Genomic DNA, 14,906 nt, shown 5'->3' with positions numbered 1-14,906 from the left:
ATCAACGGGAGGAAAATCATGAGGATGCATAGACGTACTTTACTGGCGCTTGCGGTGTTCACCGGACTGACGGCCCCTTCGATGGCGCTGGCTGCCGACGACACCATCAAGATCGGCCTGCTCGCCACTTTCGAAGGACCGTTCACGGTGCTGGGCGAAGACGGCGAGCGCGGCGCCATGACCGCGGTTGCCGAGATGAACGGCGCCGTCGCCGGCAAGAAGATCGAGATCGTCAAGGGTTCGTCCGACGCCTCGCCCGACAGTGCGGTGCGCGCGGCGCGCAAGCTGGTCGAGCAGGACGGTGTCAAGGTGCTGGTCGGCCCGCTCTCGGGCGACGAAGGCCTCGCCGTCAAGGACTATGCCAAGACACAGCCGAACGTGACCTTCATCAACGGCACCTCGGCCGCGCAGGACACCACGCTGCGCGATCCGGCGGAAAACTTCTTCCGCTTCTCGACCGATGGCGCGCAGTGGATGGCCGGTCTCGGCACTTATGCCTTCAAGGACAAGGGCTACAAGAAGGTCGCCACCGTCGCCGAGGATTATTCCTTCCCCTACACGCAGGTGTTCGGCTTCATGGCCGAGTTCTGCAAGGCCGGCGGCCATGTGCCGTCGAAATCCTGGGTGCCGATAGGTAACAAGGACTTTTCCTCGGTCATCGCCGCGATCCCTGAAGACGTCGATGCGATTTATGTCGCGCTCGGCGGCGCCGATGCCGTCAACTTCCTGACCCAGTACCAGCAGGGCGGCGGCACCGCGCCGCTGATCGGCGGCTCGATCACCGTCGACCAGACCGTGCTGACCTCGAAAGGCAAGTTGAAGGATGTGCTGAAGGGCACGCCGTCGGCCGGCCCGACCGCCGACACCAATGACGCGCCGGCCTGGAAAGCCTTCGTCGAAGCCTACAAGAAGCAGCCGGGCGCGTTTCCGTCCCCCTCGCTCTTCGCCCATGGCTACTATGTCGACATGAAGGCGACGCTGCTTGGTCTCGACCAGGTCGGCGGCGATGTCTCCGACGGCGGCAAGAAGCTGCGCGAGGCGCTGTCGAAGCTGTCCTTCGATACACCGACCGGCAAGGTGTCGCTCGACAAGAACCGCAACGCCATCGCCGACATCTTCCTGACCGAGGTCACGGAAGGCGCCGATGGCAATCTCCTGAACAAGCTGGTCAAGGTCGTGCCGCAGGTCAACCAGACGCTCGGCATTCCCGAAGACGAGTTCATGAAGCTCGGCGCGGTCAACCGCGACAATCCGAGTTGCCCGTAAACCTGATTTCGAGTGCAGCCGCCAGTGACCGAAAGCTTCGCAGCAAACCGTCTCCAGAGCACCGGCGCCTATGCGCTGGAGCTCGATGGCGTGGCGCGGCATTTCGGAGCGCTGGTGGCGCTCTCGGGCATCACCATGAGGATCGCGGCCGGCGAACGGCGCGCGGTCCTCGGTTCCAACGGCGCCGGCAAGACCACATTGTTCAACGCCGTGACCGGCGACTTCCTGCCGACGGCGGGGCGCATCCGTTTCTTTGGCGAGGATATCACCGACCTGCCGCCGCATGAACGCATCCGGCGCGGCCTGCGCCGCACCTATCAGATTTCGCAATTGTTCAAGGGCCTGTCGGTCCTCGATTCCATCTTTCTCGCTTGCCGTGGCGTCTCGCGCCGGCGGTTTTCGCTGCTGCGTCCGGCGGCCACCGACGTCAACATGGTGCAGGCGGAATCGATCCTCAATGCCGTGCATCTCGAAGCCCTTCGCGACACGCTGGTGGCGACGCTGAGCCACGGCCAGCAGCGCCAGCTGGAGATTGCGCTGGCATTGGCCGGCGCACCGCGCTTCATCCTGTTCGACGAGCCGGCGGCCGGCCTGTCGCCGACAGAGCGCCGCGACCTCGTCGCCATCCTCAACGCGCTGCCCAAGCACATCGGCTACATCATCATCGAGCACGATCTCGATGTCGCGCTGCGCGTCTCAGAATATGTCTCGATGATGCACAATGGCCGCCTGTTCAAGGAAGGCACGCCGCAGGAGATCGAAGCCGATCCCGAGGTCCAGGAGATCTATCTCGGGGGCAAGCATGGCTGAGCGTCCCTCCCACCAAACGACCGGGAAGATCGCCAAGGCAATGCTGCGGATCGACGACCTTCAGGTCTTCTATGGTGAAAGCCATGCGCTGCAGGGCGTCTCGCTGACACTGGAAGGCGGCGTGCTGTCGGTGGTCGGCCGCAACGGCATGGGCAAGTCGACGCTCTGCAACACCATTGTCGGCCTGAAGCGGGCGAAGTCCGGCTCGATCCGCGTCGATGGCCGCGAGATCACGGCGCTCGAGCCGCACGAAATCCATCGCCTCGGCGTCGGCTATGTGCCGCAAGGCCGCCGCGTCTGGCCAAGCCTGACGGTCGACGAGCATCTGCGCCTTGCCGCCGGCAACAGGCGCGACGCCAGCTGGACGGTCGAGCGCGTCTACCAGACCTTTCCGCGCCTCGCCGAACGCCGTGGCAATGGCGGCTCGCAACTGTCGGGCGGCGAACAGCAGATGCTGGCGATCTCGCGCGCGCTGCTCAGCGATCCGAAGTTGTTGGTCATGGACGAGCCGACCGAAGGCCTGGCGCCGGTCATCGTCGACCAGGTCGAGAAGATGCTGGTCGACCTCGCCGCCGAAGGCGATATGGCGGTGCTGGTCATCGAGCAGAATATCGGCGTGGCGACCGCGGTGTCGAACCAGGTCGCCATCATGGTCAACGGCCGCATCAACCGGCTGATGGACGCCAAGGCGCTCGCCGCCGACCGCGAATTGCAGCAGCGGCTGCTCGGCGTCGGACGCCATGCCGAGGAAGCCCCGGTCACACCGGCGGAAGTGGCGCAGGCCAGGGAACAGCTGGCGGAAGTCTATCGCGTCGACCGAACCGCCAACGGCTCTATCGAGGCGGCGCCACAGAATGGCGTCTATCGTCCGGTCATCGAACTGCCCAACCGCTGGAATGTGCCGGTCACCGAACTGCGCCAGGCGGCTGTCGACAAGACTGCGCCGCAGGACGACCTGAAGAAAATCTTCGCCATTCCCTTCGCCGAACGCATCGGCAGGACCGTGCTGGTGGTCGGCACCTTCGACACCAAGGGCAAGGAATTGCGCTTCGTCGCCGACCGGCTGAAGTCGCTCGGCCTGCCCGTGCGCACCGTCGACCTGTCGACATCGGGAAAACCGACCAGCGCCGATGTGCCCGCCATGCAGGTGGCCGGAATGCACCCGCGTGGATCCTCCGCCGTCTTCACCAATGATCGTGGCGGCTCGGTCAGCGCGATGGCCGACGCCTTCGCGCGCTGGATCGAGCGCGAGCCGCGCATCGGCGGCGTCATCTCGGCCGGCGGTTCCGGCGGCACCACGCTAGCGACGGCAGGCATGCGGGCGCTGCCGGTCGGCATTCCCAAGCTGATGGTCTCGACCGTGGCTGCCGGCGATGTCGCCCAATATGTCGGTGGCGCCGACATCATGATGTTCCATTCGGTCGCCGATGTGCAGGGGTTGAACTCGATCACCGAACAGGTGCTGTCCAACGCAGCGCACGCCATGGCCGGCATGGTCGCGCAACTGCCCAATGCCGAGGCCTGGGAAGCAAAACGCAAGCTGGCGCGGCCGGCCGTCGGCATCACCATGTTCGGCGTCACCACGCCTCTAGTGCAAGCGGTCACCAAACAGCTTGAAGCCGACTACGACTGTCTCGTCTTCCATGCCACCGGCATTGGCGGGCGGGCGATGGAAAACCTCGGCGACTCCCACCTGCTGTCCGCCTTCCTCGATCTCACCACCACGGAAGTCGCCGACATGATCGTCGGCGGCGTCTTCCCGGCGACGGAGGATCGTTTCGGCGCGGCGATCCGCACCGGACTGCCCTATGTCGGCTCGACTGGGGCGCTCGACATGGTCAATTTCGGCCCGCGCGACAGCGTTCCGGAGAAATTCCGCAGCCGCAAATTCGTCATCCACAATCCCAACGTGACGCTGATGCGCACGACACGCGATGAGAACCGCGCTTTCGGCGAATGGATCGGCGCGCGGCTCAACGCCATGAACGGCCCGGTGCGCTTCCTGCTGCCCGAAGGTGGCGTCTCGATGCTCGATGCACCCGGCCAGCCCTTCCATGATCCGGAAGCCGACAACGCTCTGTTCGAGGCGATCGAGAAGGCGGTTCGCCGCACACCTTTGCGCCATGTCGAGCGGGTGCGGGCCAACATCAACGACGCGCCTTTCGTCGACGCGGCGATCGCTGCATTTCACGCGATCACGCCTAAGCTGAAGAGGCGGGCATGAAGCATTGGACTTCACCACCCTGCGGGTGGATGTTTGAAATCGGTCGCCTCGCGCCGACCGTATTGTCTTGGGGAGGATAGATCATGGACGCGCAAACCTTTGGCGCTTTCCTGTTGTGGCTGATCATTGCCGCGGTCGTCGTGGTGATCGCCGTCTACATCTTGCGCTGGCTGTATCGCCGCTCGACCAAGGAGACGGCGTTCGTGCGCACCGGCTTTATGGGCGAGAAGGTGGTGGTCAATGGCGGCGCCTTCGTCATTCCGGTGCTGCACGAAATCACCCCGGTCAACATGAACGTGCTGCGCATCGAGGTGCGCCGTGAAGACGGGCATGCGCTGATCACCCGCAACCGCATGCGTGTCGACCTGATCGCCGAATTCTTCGTGCGCGTCGGCGCCAGTCGCGAACTGGTCGCGGCCGCCGCGCAGACGCTCGGCCGCCGCACGCTGCAGCCGGACAGCCTGCGCGAATTGCTCGAAGGCAAGTTCGCCGGCGCCTTGCGCACCGTTGCCGCCCAGATGACGCTGGAAGAAATGCACGAGTTGCGTGGCGACTACGCCGCCAAGGTGCGCAGGCTGGCCGAGGAGTCGCTTGCCGCCAACGGCCTGGAACTCGAGAGCGTCGCCATCGTCGATCTCGACCAGACCAGCCTCGAATATTTCGACCCGTCCAACGCCTTCGACGCCGAAGGCCTGACCCAGCTTACCGAGTCGATCGAGACCCGGCGCCGCATGCGCAACGAGATCGAGCAGCGCACGCTGGTCGACATCCGCAACCAGAACCTCGACACCCAGCGCAAGGTGCTGGAGATCGATCGCGACAGCGAATATGCCCGCCTCGAGCAGGAGCGGGAGGTCGAGATCCGCCGCGCCGCGCAACGATCCGAATTGGCCATCGACCGGGCGCTGCGCGACCAGGAGTCCGAGCAGGCACAGCTTTCGTCGCGCGAAGCGGTCGAGAAGTCGCGGCTCAACCAGGAGCGCAACATCACCGAGGAACGCATCAAGAGCGAGGAAGATACGCAGCGCCGCGAGATCGCGCGCCGCCGCTCGCTCGACGAGACCGAGATGAAGATGCGCGAACTGACCGAGCGCGAGCAGATCGCGCTCGAACTGTCGCTGGAGAAGGCGCGCATCGAGCGCGAAGGCACGCAGAGCCAGCTCGAGATCGAGCGTAAGAAGCTGCTCGAGGTCGCCGAACTGGAACGCCAGATCGCGCTCGCCGAGAAGGCGCTGGAGGTAACGAAGGCCGAGGCGGAAAAGCGCCGCGCCGAGATCGTCGAGAACCAGGCCACCGAGACGGCGCGGATCGCGCAGGACCGTGCCATCGACGAGGTGAGGATCGCAAGGGAGCGTCATCTCGAGGCGCTGCAGATCGCCAAGCGCCAGGCCTTCGAGGAGGCCGAGATTTCGGCCGGCGAAGAGGTCGAGCGCGCCCGCATCACCACCGAGCGCGGCATCGAGGAAGCGCGGCTGATCAAGGACCGCGACATCAGGCAGATGGGCGTGGAGCGCGACCAGAAGATCGAGATCGCCGAGATCCAGAAGGCGATCGACATCGCCAAGAAGACGCAGGAGCGTTCCTCCGCCATCGCCGCTTCCGAAGCCGTGCGCGCCAAGGCCGTCCAGGCCGAGGAGCAGGCCTTCACCGCCCGCGAGCGGGAGATCGCCGAGCGCCGCAAGCTGACCGACCTGATCGGTGCACAGCGCGAGGCCGAGCGCGAAGCACTGCGCATCACATCCGCAGCCGACGCCGAGATGAAGGCGGCGAAGAGCCTGGCGGAGGCGCAGAAGATCGCCGCCGTCGCCTCGGCCGAGTCGGAGAAGATCCACGCCCTTGCCGCCGCCCAGCGCTACGAGGTCGACGCCGCCGGCCATCGCCAGCTCAACGAGGCCGAGAACATCCTTTCCGAGGGTGCGCGGGCAGGGCGCCTGCGTGGCAAGCTGCTCGACCACATGGAAGGCATCATCCGCGAAAGCGTCAAGCCGATGGAGAAGATCGACGGCATCAAGATCCTGCATGTCGACGGCCTCAATGGCGGCACCGGCGGCAATCGCAACGTCACCGACGAGGTGATCGACTCGGCACTGCGCTACCGCGTGCAGGCGCCGATGATCGACAATCTGATGAAGGAGATCGGCATCGAAGGCGGCTCGCTCGGCCGCATGACCGACGTGCTGCGCGACGCCAAGGACATTTCCAGCCTGACCCGCGACAAGAAGGGTAAAGGCAAACCCGCCAAGGACGACGATGACGACCGCGATCACTGACGGGATGATCGTGCGGTGGCAAATATCGGCGGCTATTTGAAATGACCAAGGTCTATGTCTCCTCGGTCATTCCCGCACCCGCAGCGGAAGTGTGGAAGCTTGTGCGCAACTTCAACGCATTGCCAAGCTGGGCGCCGTTCGTCGCCGAGAGCCGCATCGAGCAGAATGCGCAGGCAGACCAGATCGGTTGTATCAGAAGTTTCACGCTGAAGGACGGCGGGCGCATTCGCGAAAGGCTGCTGGCGCTGTCCGATTACGATCTGTCCTGCAGCTATGCGATCCTCGAAAGCCCGATGGCGGTTGAGAACTATGTCGCCACCCTGTCGCTGACGCCGATCACCGATGGCAACCTCACCTTGGCCGAATGGCAAGCGGAGTTCGACTGCGCGCCGGATCGCGAGGCCGCCCTGATGCATCAGATCGGCCATGGCGTGTTCCAGACCGCCTTGACTGCGCTGAAACAGCGGTTCGGGCGCTGACGCCGGCCGATGATCAAGGTTTGCCAGAGCACGATCATCGAGGCACCGATCGACGAGGTCTGGGCGATCCTGCGTGATTTCAATGGCCATGACCGCTGGTATCCGGCGATCTCCTTCAGCGAGATCGAGGGCGGCGAGCCGGTCGATGCGGTAGGCTCCGTGCGCCACTTCAGGCTGAACGATGGCGGCGAATTGCGCGAGCAATTGCTGGCGCTGTCCGACAAGGACCGGCGGCTGAGCTATTGCCTGCTCGAAGCGCCGCTGCCGCTGATGGGCTATGTCGCTTCGCTGCGGCTGAAGCCGGTGACCGACGGCAATGCCACTTTCTGGGAATGGCGCTCCGAGTTCAACCCGCCGGCGCATCGCCGCGACGAGCTGGTCAGGTTGGTCACCGAAGGCATCTATCAGGCCGGTTTCGCGGCGGTGCGCAATCTTCTGCGGCGCAGGAGCGTGGGCTCTTCAGTCGAGACGCGACCGCCCCAGGCGATTGTCGCGCCTGCGGTGTCCATGGACATGCCGCGTGCGGCGTCAATGGTTGCGCCTGGCCAGGCCGCAACGACCCGTGCGATCGTCGTCGAGCGCTATGGCGGACCGGAGGAGTTGCGGCTCAGGGAAATCGGGCTGCCGCCGCCCGCGCCGAACGAGGTGCGGATCCGCCACACGGTGATCGGCGTCAATTTCATCGACGTCTACTGCCGCACCGGGTTTTTCGACCTGCTCAAGCCGCCTGGCGTGCCGGGCATGGAAGCGGCCGGGATCGTCGAGGCGGTCGGACCGGCGGTGTCTGGCTTTTCGATTGGCGACCGTGTTGCCTATGCCTGTCCGCCGGTCGGCGCCTACAGTGAACGGCGCAACATGGCGCCCGAACTGCTGGTTCACCTCTCGGACGACATCGCCGATGAGATTGCTGCCGCCGGCCTGCTCAAGGGCGTCAGCGCGAGTTTCCTGCTGCATGATGTCCATGCCGTGAAGCCGGGCGATATCGTCCTCATCCATGCCGCGGCCGGCGGCATCGGCCAACTGCTGGTGCAGTGGGCACGTCATCTCGGCGCGACGGTGATCGCGACGGTCTCGAGCGACGACAAGGCGCGGGTCGTCGAGCGTCTCGGTGCGCACCATGTCATCGTCTATTCCCGTGAGAATTTCACCGAGGCCGTCATGCGGCTGACAGCGGGCAGGGGCGCAGATGTCGCCTATGACGCGGTCGGCAAAGACACGTTCGGCGGCTCGCTCGCGGCCCTTGCCGTGCGCGGCCATCTCGTCAGTTTCGGCCAGGCTTCCGGGCCGGTCGGCAATTGGGATATCGACCGCTTTGCCTCGAAGTCGCTGACCATTTCGCGGCCGAACTATGCCCACTACACCGACACGCCGGACAAACTTGCGCCACACGTCGCCAGGTTCTTTCAGGCGCTGCGCCAGGGTGTGGTCCGGATCGAAGCGCCGACGCGTTACACCCTCGCCAACGCTGCCGATGCGCACCGCGATCTGGAAGCCCGCCGCACCACGGGAGCCTTGGTCCTTCTGCCGAAGCCGTAGTCAAAGCCCGGATTTCAGTTTTAAAGCGTCAATAAATAATTTGACGCGCGCAACTCTTTTGCGTTGTACTGGAAACGCTGAAATTTGACTGAACAAATTTGGTCAAGCAATGCTGCCTCTCGGCAACGGCCGCAAGACTGATTCTGGCTGGAAGGTCGGCAGCGAGGGCAAAGGGGCCTGGAATATTGATGGCTGAGAAAACCCACCGCACGATGGATGATTTCGCCAGGGCGTCCGGCGTATCGCGGCCGACCCTGTCGAAGTATTTCGACGATCCGGCCAGCGTGAAGCCGGCGACCCGGGCGCGCATCGAGGCGGCGCTGCGATCCTCGGACTATCAGCCCAACGTTTTCGCGCGCAATCTCAACCGCAAGCGCACCCGCAATGTCGGCATCGTCGTGCCGACGATTACCGATCCGTTCTATGCCGAGATGGTCAGCCGCATCGAACTGCGCTGCCGCGACGAGGGGTTCTGGCCGATCGTCATCTCCTCGCACGGTTCGCCGAAGCTGGAGGCGGAATCGGTCAGGACGCTGATGTCGCTGAAAGTCGCCGGCGCCATCGTCGCGCCCCTGGGACTGGTCTCCGAACCCGGCGTCTTCGAGCGGATGAGCGAAGAGATTCCGATCGTCTATTTCGACACCTACATCGAGGGCGATACGCCGTTCGTCGGCAACGACAACCATCAGAGCACATCCACCATCGTCGACTACCTCTGCCGATCCGGCGAGCCGCCGGTCTATGTCGACATTCCGCACGTCAATCACAATTCGGGCGAACGCCTGCAGAGCTATATCGAGACGATGCGAGCCGCCGGCCTGGAACCTGTCGTTCTTGAGGCGGCGGGCGGCTACAACTGGGATTTTGAGCGCATCGGTCATGAGTGGATGGAGAGGACGCTCGAGAAGGGCGGCCTTCCGGCCCGCACATTGCTGTGCGCCAATGACCGTCTCGCCTTCGGCGTCATGGCGGCGGCTTTTTCGCGCGGGCTGAAGATCGGCCGCCGGGCCGATTGCGACTTCCGTGTCGCTGCCCATGACGATCATCCGCTGAGCCGCTACACCTGCCCGGCGCTGACCACCATGGCGCAGGATTTCGCCGCCATGGCCGGCCGCAGCGTCGAGATGTTGCTGGCCTTGCTCGATGAGGCCGATCCGCCCGGCCAGGGTCTGGCGCGCAACGTCAAGCTCGGCGCGACCCTGGTGATGCGTCAGTCGGCCTGAGCGGGCGTCTGCAGTTTGAACCAGGCCGCCGCCTCGCTCGCCACTTGCCTCGCGGCCGGTATATGGCGGCCCATCGAGACGAAGCCGTGGATCTGTCCCGGCCAGTGCCGCAGGACCAACGGCACGCCTCCGGCCCGCAGCCGTTCGGCATAGGCCGTGCCTTCGTCGGCAAGGATGTCATGGCCGGCGATGGCGACAAACGCAGGTGCAGCACCTGCAAGGCTTGACGCTAGCAGCGGCGAGACGCGCCAGTCCGTGATGTCGTCGGGTGTTCGCACATAATGGTCGCGGAACCAGGCCATGGTGGTGGCGGTGAGCCCGAAGCCGTCACCGAAGCGCCGATAGCTGTCCGCAATCTGGCGGGCATCGGTGTTGGGATAGATCAGGATCTGGGCGGCAAGCGGCGGCGCCAGCCCGTCACGGGCGAGCAATGCCAGAACGGCGGCAAGGTTGCCGCCGGCGCTGTCGCCGGCGACGGCGATACGGGCTGGGTCGATGCCGAACTCGCCGGCGTTTTCCGCCATGAAGCGGAGCGCCGCCGCGCAATCCTCGAGCCCTGCCGGGAATTTGTGTTCAGGCGCCAGCCGGTAATCGGGGCAGATAACGACGGCGTTGCCCAGATTGGCCAGCCAGCGGCAAATCTCGTCATGCGAGTCGAGATTGCCGATCACCCAGCCGCCGCCATGCAGATAGAGCACGGCGCGCGCCCCGGTCCGCGGCGTGCCGATGCCGCGATGGATGCGGATCGTGACCGGGCCGTTCGGCCCGTCGATCTCTTGTTGTGACGTTGCCGCCACCGGCTCGTGCTCGCCCTGCTGTGTCGGGAACGAGGTGATGTAGGCGGCCCGCGCCGCCGCCACGCTGCCGTTCTCGAACGGCTCGCCGCCGGCCGTCTGGGCGATTTCGAGGACGCGCAGCGCATCCGGATCGAGCGTCATCACCATCTCCGCCGTCACTGCGCCTAGGCGAGCAGACTGCTTGCCTCGTCCTCGGTCAGCAGTGCCGGCTGGACGACATCGCCGGCAATGGCGACCGAGCTCTTCGTTTCGCCCGAATGCAGGATAGCCTCCATGATCTCCAGCACATGCAGCGCCAGAGTGCCGGACGCGCGCGGTGTTGCACCAGTCTTCAGCGAGCGCACCAGATCGGCGACGCCGAGCATGCGGTAGTTGGCGCGGTCGGGCGCGGCATAGGGCCAGTTTCGGGCGCCGTAGAGTTCGCCTTCACTGGCGAAATTCTTCCACTCCGCGCCGCGTTCGGACAGCGAGACCGTGCCGCCGAACGTGTCGGGATCGGGCAGGCGCAGCGATCCTTCCGTACCATGCAGTTCGATCGGATGGTTGGAATGCTTGAAGACGTCCCACGAGGCGCCGAAGGTGACGGTGGCGCCGGAGCGGAATTCGAGCAGCGACAGCACGTTGGTCGGCGTGCCGACCTTGAACGTCGTGTTCTTGAACGGCCCCTCGGCAGTGATCAGCCGTTCCTCCTGGCCCTTGGTCGCCATCGCCATGACACGCGCGACAGGGCCGAGCAGATTGACCAGCATGGTGAGATAATAGGGACCCATGTCGAACACCGGGCCGCCGCCCGGCTGATAGTAGAATTGCGGGTTCGGGTGCCAGTGCTCCATGCCGCGTCCCATCATGAAGGCGGTGCCGGTGACCGGGCGGCCGATGGCGCCTTCATCCATCAGGCGCCGCGCCCGCCGGCCGGCGGCACCGAGGAACGTATCAGGCGCCGAGCCGAGCAGCACACCGCGTGAATTCGCCTCGCGGACCAGCCGTTGTCCGTCGGCAGCCGATGTCGCCAGCGGCTTTTCGGTGAAGACGTGTTTTCCGGCCGAAAGCGCTGAGAACGAAATGTCGAAATGTGCGGCAGGAATGGTCAGGTTGAGGACGAGATCAATCTCGGGGTCGGCGAGCAGCGCATCGACGCTAAGCGCCCGGATGCCATATTCCTTGGCCCGCAACGTTGCCATGTCGGCGGAGATATCGGCGCAGGCGCTGAGTTCGATTCCACCAAAGAGGGCGGCATTGCGCAAATAGGTCATCGAGATGTTGCCGCACCCGATCACGCCAATTCCGAGCTTGTCCTTTGATTTTCCCTGCATTTCCGGCCGTACCTCCCAACTTCGTCATGCTCTGCCGGATCCGCCGCGCCGGCAACGGATCATTCTGGAAAAGCGCTATACAACATTTTAAATATTGACGCGCGTAAAATTTTTATAGAACATGCGAAAATGCTGGCCGATATCGGAGGCTGCCAGCCCTGGGAGGAGAAAATGACAGACATGAAAAAGCGGCCGACCGCCGATGCGAATCCCGTGGGCAATGCGCGCATCGGATATTTCGGTCGCGGCCAGGGACCGCGACGGGGTCAGGCATAGATCACCTTGGCCCCGGTCCTATCAAGCTGGCTGCGTATCGGGCCGGAAAGGCCATCGTCGGTGATCACAACATCGACGCTCGACAGCGAAAATGCCTTGGAGGTTCCGCTGACGCCCCATTTGCTCGAATCCGCAAGGAGGACAACGCGCCGGGCCATGCGCACGAGGTTTCGTTTCGTTCGCGCCATGTCTTCGTTCACGTCGACCACATCCAGTGACGAGTCAATCGCATGCGCTCCAACAAAGACCTGATGCGCTACCAAGCCGCCGAGAGCCGTGTCGGCATCGGTGATCAGCGTGCTCACCGTGTCTGGATAGACCCGGCCACCGATCATGTGAACGTCGAGCCCGGGCCGATGCATCAGATGCTGGACGATATTCATCGCCGTGGCCGCGACCACGACATTGCTGAGCGGCGGTAACAGCATGGCAACCTGCATCAATGTGGATCCGCCGTCGAAGATGACCGATTGGTTGTCCTCGAACAGCTCTATCGCCGCCCGGGCGATGCGTTTCTTTGCGTCGAGGTTCGTTTGCATCCGCCGGGCGAAAGCGGCCGTGGTCGAATCCGTGGTCCGGGTCACCGCCCCTCCACGGGTCTTGGTCAGCAGCCCCTTGCGGTCCAGGATCTCGAGGTCGGAGCGCACCGTGACTTCCGACACGCCAAAATCGTCTGACAGGTCCTTGATGCGAACCTGTCCGCTGCGTTGCACTTCACCCAGGATCGATTGGCGTCTCTGCTCTGACAACATTGCCTTGTCCTTGCCTCCATGCGCCAAGCGATCGCCCTGGCCTCGGTTCACTCTACCAAAAATATGCGAATTCGAAAGATTTCGAAAGATTGCATTTATTCTTTCTTTCGAAAACACTGGGTCCAGGATTTTGAAGTCAATCAATTGGAGAATTTTGGACTCATGAGCCTCGGAACCAAGGTGCGCCTGGCGCGCCTCTTCTCACATCCATCGGGGAATCTTTTTGGCGGCGCGGTCGACCACTTTGTCGGCTATGGCGATGTGCGCAAAGGCGGTCTTGCCGACCTGCCGGGCGCGCTTGCACGCGTCATGATGGGCAAACCCGACTACGTCAGCATCCAGCCCGGCACCGCGCGCCATCTGTGGCCGCAATATGCGGGCAAGGCTGCCCTGGTGATCCAGGCCGGCTGCTTCACCCCGGACGATCGCATCAGTGAACTGATTGCAACGCCCGAGGATGCCGTGCGCGCTGGCGCCGATGCGTTGGCCGTGGCCATTCCGGTGCGCGGCGCGACCGAGGGCAAATACATACGCTGGCTGACCGATTCGGTGAATGCGGCGGCCCGCTACGGCATGCCGGTGGTGGCGCATATCTACCCTCGCGATTTCACCGATGGGGCAAAAATCGTCTTCACCCCCGACGAGATCGCCTATGCGGCGCGCATCGGCTACGAGTCCGGCGTCGACGTGATCAAGATCGGCTACACCGGCGATTTCGACTCGTTCCGAGAGACCGTTCGGACCTGCCCGGTGCCGGTTGTTATCGCCGGTGGTCCGAAGACCGACACGCTGCTCGGCGCGCTTCAGCAGACGGCGGACGCCATCCGTGCCGGCGCGCGCGGTGCCGTGGTGGGCCGCAATCTCTGGGGGCATGGCGATCCGGAAAAGGCAGCGATTGCCTTTCGGGGTGTCATCCATGACGGCCTTTCGGCGCAAGACGCGTTGGCGAAGGCGGGTGCCTGAACGATGCCCACCGTCCCTTCAATCCTCGGCTTCGGAGCTATTGCGATCGACGACATCGTCTATGTCGATCAGCCGTTGTCGGCGGGCAAGGGGAAGGTTCTGCAAAGTGCCCGGGCGTTCGGGGGAAATGTCGCGACGGCCCTTGCCGCCGTCGCGCGGCTCGGCGGCAGCGCCGGCTTCGTCGGATGGCTGGCCAGTGCCGCCGACGACGCCGTGCTGTGTGATCTCGTTGCGAGCGGTGTTGAAACCGCATTCGCGCCGCGCCACGCCGACGCGCGCCCGGTGCGCTCGCGTATCACCGTCGGTTCGGACGGAGAGCGGTTCATCGCGTATGACGACGAAGCGATGCTGGGCACCGCGCCGGACTTTCCGGACGAGGTCCTCAGCCGCGCGACCGTCCTGATCGTCGATAGCTATGCGATCCGGTCGCTGGATGTCGTGGCTCGGGCACGCGATCTCGGCCTTGCGATCCTCGGCGATATCGAATGGAGCAGCGGCCCGGCCACGGAGCGGCTGATCGCGCTCTGCGACCATCTCATTCTTCCACTCGCCTTTGCGCGGACTGCCACGGGGTGCCGATCGCCCGCCGAGATGCTCGATGCATTGTGGTTGCCGTCGCGGTCCGCCGTGGTTCTGACCGATGGTGGCAGGGGTGTGTACTATCGCGGACGCGATGAGACAGGGCTCTGGCACCTGCCTCCGCACCGGGTTGTCGTCGTCGACTCGACCGGTGCCGGTGACTGCTTTCATGGCGCCTATGCCCATGCATTGACGCGCGGTGCCGACACCGCCGGCCGGGTGGCATTCGCTGCCGCGGCGGCGGCCTTTTCGATAACGGGGCGTGGTGGGCGCGAGGCGCTTCCGACCGAAGACCAGGTCACGGAACTCCTGGCGTCGACGAACGCGCCGTCGGCAGTCGAACTCAGATATGCGCAACTCGATACCGGAACATAGCCCGAACTATCCGAGGAAACATTTCGCAGGTGAATATAAGCCG

At 64.3% G+C, this 14,906-nt stretch carries 12 protein-coding genes; 9 read left to right on the top strand and 3 right to left on the bottom strand.

Annotated features, from left to right (window positions below):
• Nucleotides 1–18: 18 nt before the first annotated feature.
• From AC56QX_RS30620 to AC56QX_RS30590, 7 genes are all read left to right on the top strand, one after another.
• On the top strand, nucleotides 19–1,266 hold the full coding sequence (locus AC56QX_RS30620) for an ABC transporter substrate-binding protein (RefSeq protein ID WP_497112290.1): 1,248 nt from the start codon (nucleotides 19–21) through the stop codon (nucleotides 1,264–1,266).
• Between the two features lie 24 nt (nucleotides 1,267–1,290).
• Nucleotides 1,291–2,076: an ABC transporter ATP-binding protein gene (locus AC56QX_RS30615; protein ID WP_497112289.1), complete on the top strand. Its 786-nt coding sequence runs from the start codon at nucleotides 1,291–1,293 to the stop codon at nucleotides 2,074–2,076.
• On the top strand, nucleotides 2,069–4,300 hold the full coding sequence (locus AC56QX_RS30610) for an ABC transporter permease (RefSeq protein ID WP_497112288.1): 2,232 nt from the start codon (nucleotides 2,069–2,071) through the stop codon (nucleotides 4,298–4,300). The genes AC56QX_RS30615 and AC56QX_RS30610 overlap by 8 nt, the downstream gene beginning before the upstream one ends.
• A gap of 83 nt (nucleotides 4,301–4,383) precedes the next feature.
• Nucleotides 4,384–6,570: a flotillin domain-containing protein gene (locus AC56QX_RS30605; RefSeq protein WP_497112287.1), complete on the top strand. Its 2,187-nt coding sequence runs from the start codon at nucleotides 4,384–4,386 to the stop codon at nucleotides 6,568–6,570.
• A gap of 41 nt (nucleotides 6,571–6,611) precedes the next feature.
• The gene (locus tag AC56QX_RS30600) at nucleotides 6,612–7,049 is read left to right on the top strand and encodes an SRPBCC family protein (protein WP_497112286.1); all 438 of its coding nucleotides are present in this window, start codon (nucleotides 6,612–6,614) and stop codon (nucleotides 7,047–7,049) included.
• A 9-nt stretch (nucleotides 7,050–7,058) separates the two neighbouring features.
• Nucleotides 7,059–8,585: a zinc-binding dehydrogenase gene (locus AC56QX_RS30595; protein WP_497112285.1), complete on the top strand. Its 1,527-nt coding sequence runs from the start codon at nucleotides 7,059–7,061 to the stop codon at nucleotides 8,583–8,585.
• Nucleotides 8,586–8,773: 188 nt separating this feature from the next.
• On the top strand, nucleotides 8,774–9,808 hold the full coding sequence (locus AC56QX_RS30590) for a LacI family DNA-binding transcriptional regulator (protein ID WP_497112284.1): 1,035 nt from the start codon (nucleotides 8,774–8,776) through the stop codon (nucleotides 9,806–9,808).
• Here AC56QX_RS30590 and AC56QX_RS30585 read toward each other — a convergent pair.
• The 3 genes from AC56QX_RS30585 to AC56QX_RS30575 all read right to left on the bottom strand — a co-directional run bounded on the left by AC56QX_RS30585 (nucleotide 9,796) and on the right by AC56QX_RS30575 (nucleotide 12,946).
• Entirely contained in the window at nucleotides 9,796–10,746 is a 951-nt protein-coding gene (locus AC56QX_RS30585; protein WP_497112283.1) for an alpha/beta hydrolase, read from the bottom strand. The two genes, AC56QX_RS30590 and AC56QX_RS30585, sit on opposite strands and share 13 nt — an antisense overlap.
• Nucleotides 10,747–10,769: 23 nt before the next feature.
• The gene (locus AC56QX_RS30580; protein ID WP_497112282.1) at nucleotides 10,770–11,918 is read right to left on the bottom strand and encodes a Gfo/Idh/MocA family protein; all 1,149 of its coding nucleotides are present in this window, start codon (nucleotides 11,916–11,918) and stop codon (nucleotides 10,770–10,772) included.
• Nucleotides 11,919–12,184: 266 nt separating this feature from the next.
• Nucleotides 12,185–12,946: a DeoR/GlpR family DNA-binding transcription regulator gene (locus tag AC56QX_RS30575; RefSeq protein WP_027036118.1), complete on the bottom strand. Its 762-nt coding sequence runs from the start codon at nucleotides 12,944–12,946 to the stop codon at nucleotides 12,185–12,187.
• A gap of 162 nt (nucleotides 12,947–13,108) precedes the next feature.
• Between AC56QX_RS30575 and AC56QX_RS30570 the strand changes: the two genes are divergently transcribed.
• On the top strand, nucleotides 13,109–13,909 hold the full coding sequence (locus tag AC56QX_RS30570) for a beta/alpha barrel domain-containing protein (RefSeq protein WP_477220999.1): 801 nt from the start codon (nucleotides 13,109–13,111) through the stop codon (nucleotides 13,907–13,909).
• Between the two features lie 3 nt (nucleotides 13,910–13,912).
• On the top strand, nucleotides 13,913–14,863 hold the full coding sequence (locus AC56QX_RS30565) for a PfkB family carbohydrate kinase (RefSeq protein ID WP_497112281.1): 951 nt from the start codon (nucleotides 13,913–13,915) through the stop codon (nucleotides 14,861–14,863).
• Nucleotides 14,864–14,906: the final 43 nt, after the last annotated feature.

It is taken from the genome of Mesorhizobium sp. RCAM 06353 (assembly GCF_059683585.1).
The sequence above is the reverse complement of the archived record's forward strand: the minus strand, read 5'-3'. Positions and strand labels throughout refer to the sequence as shown.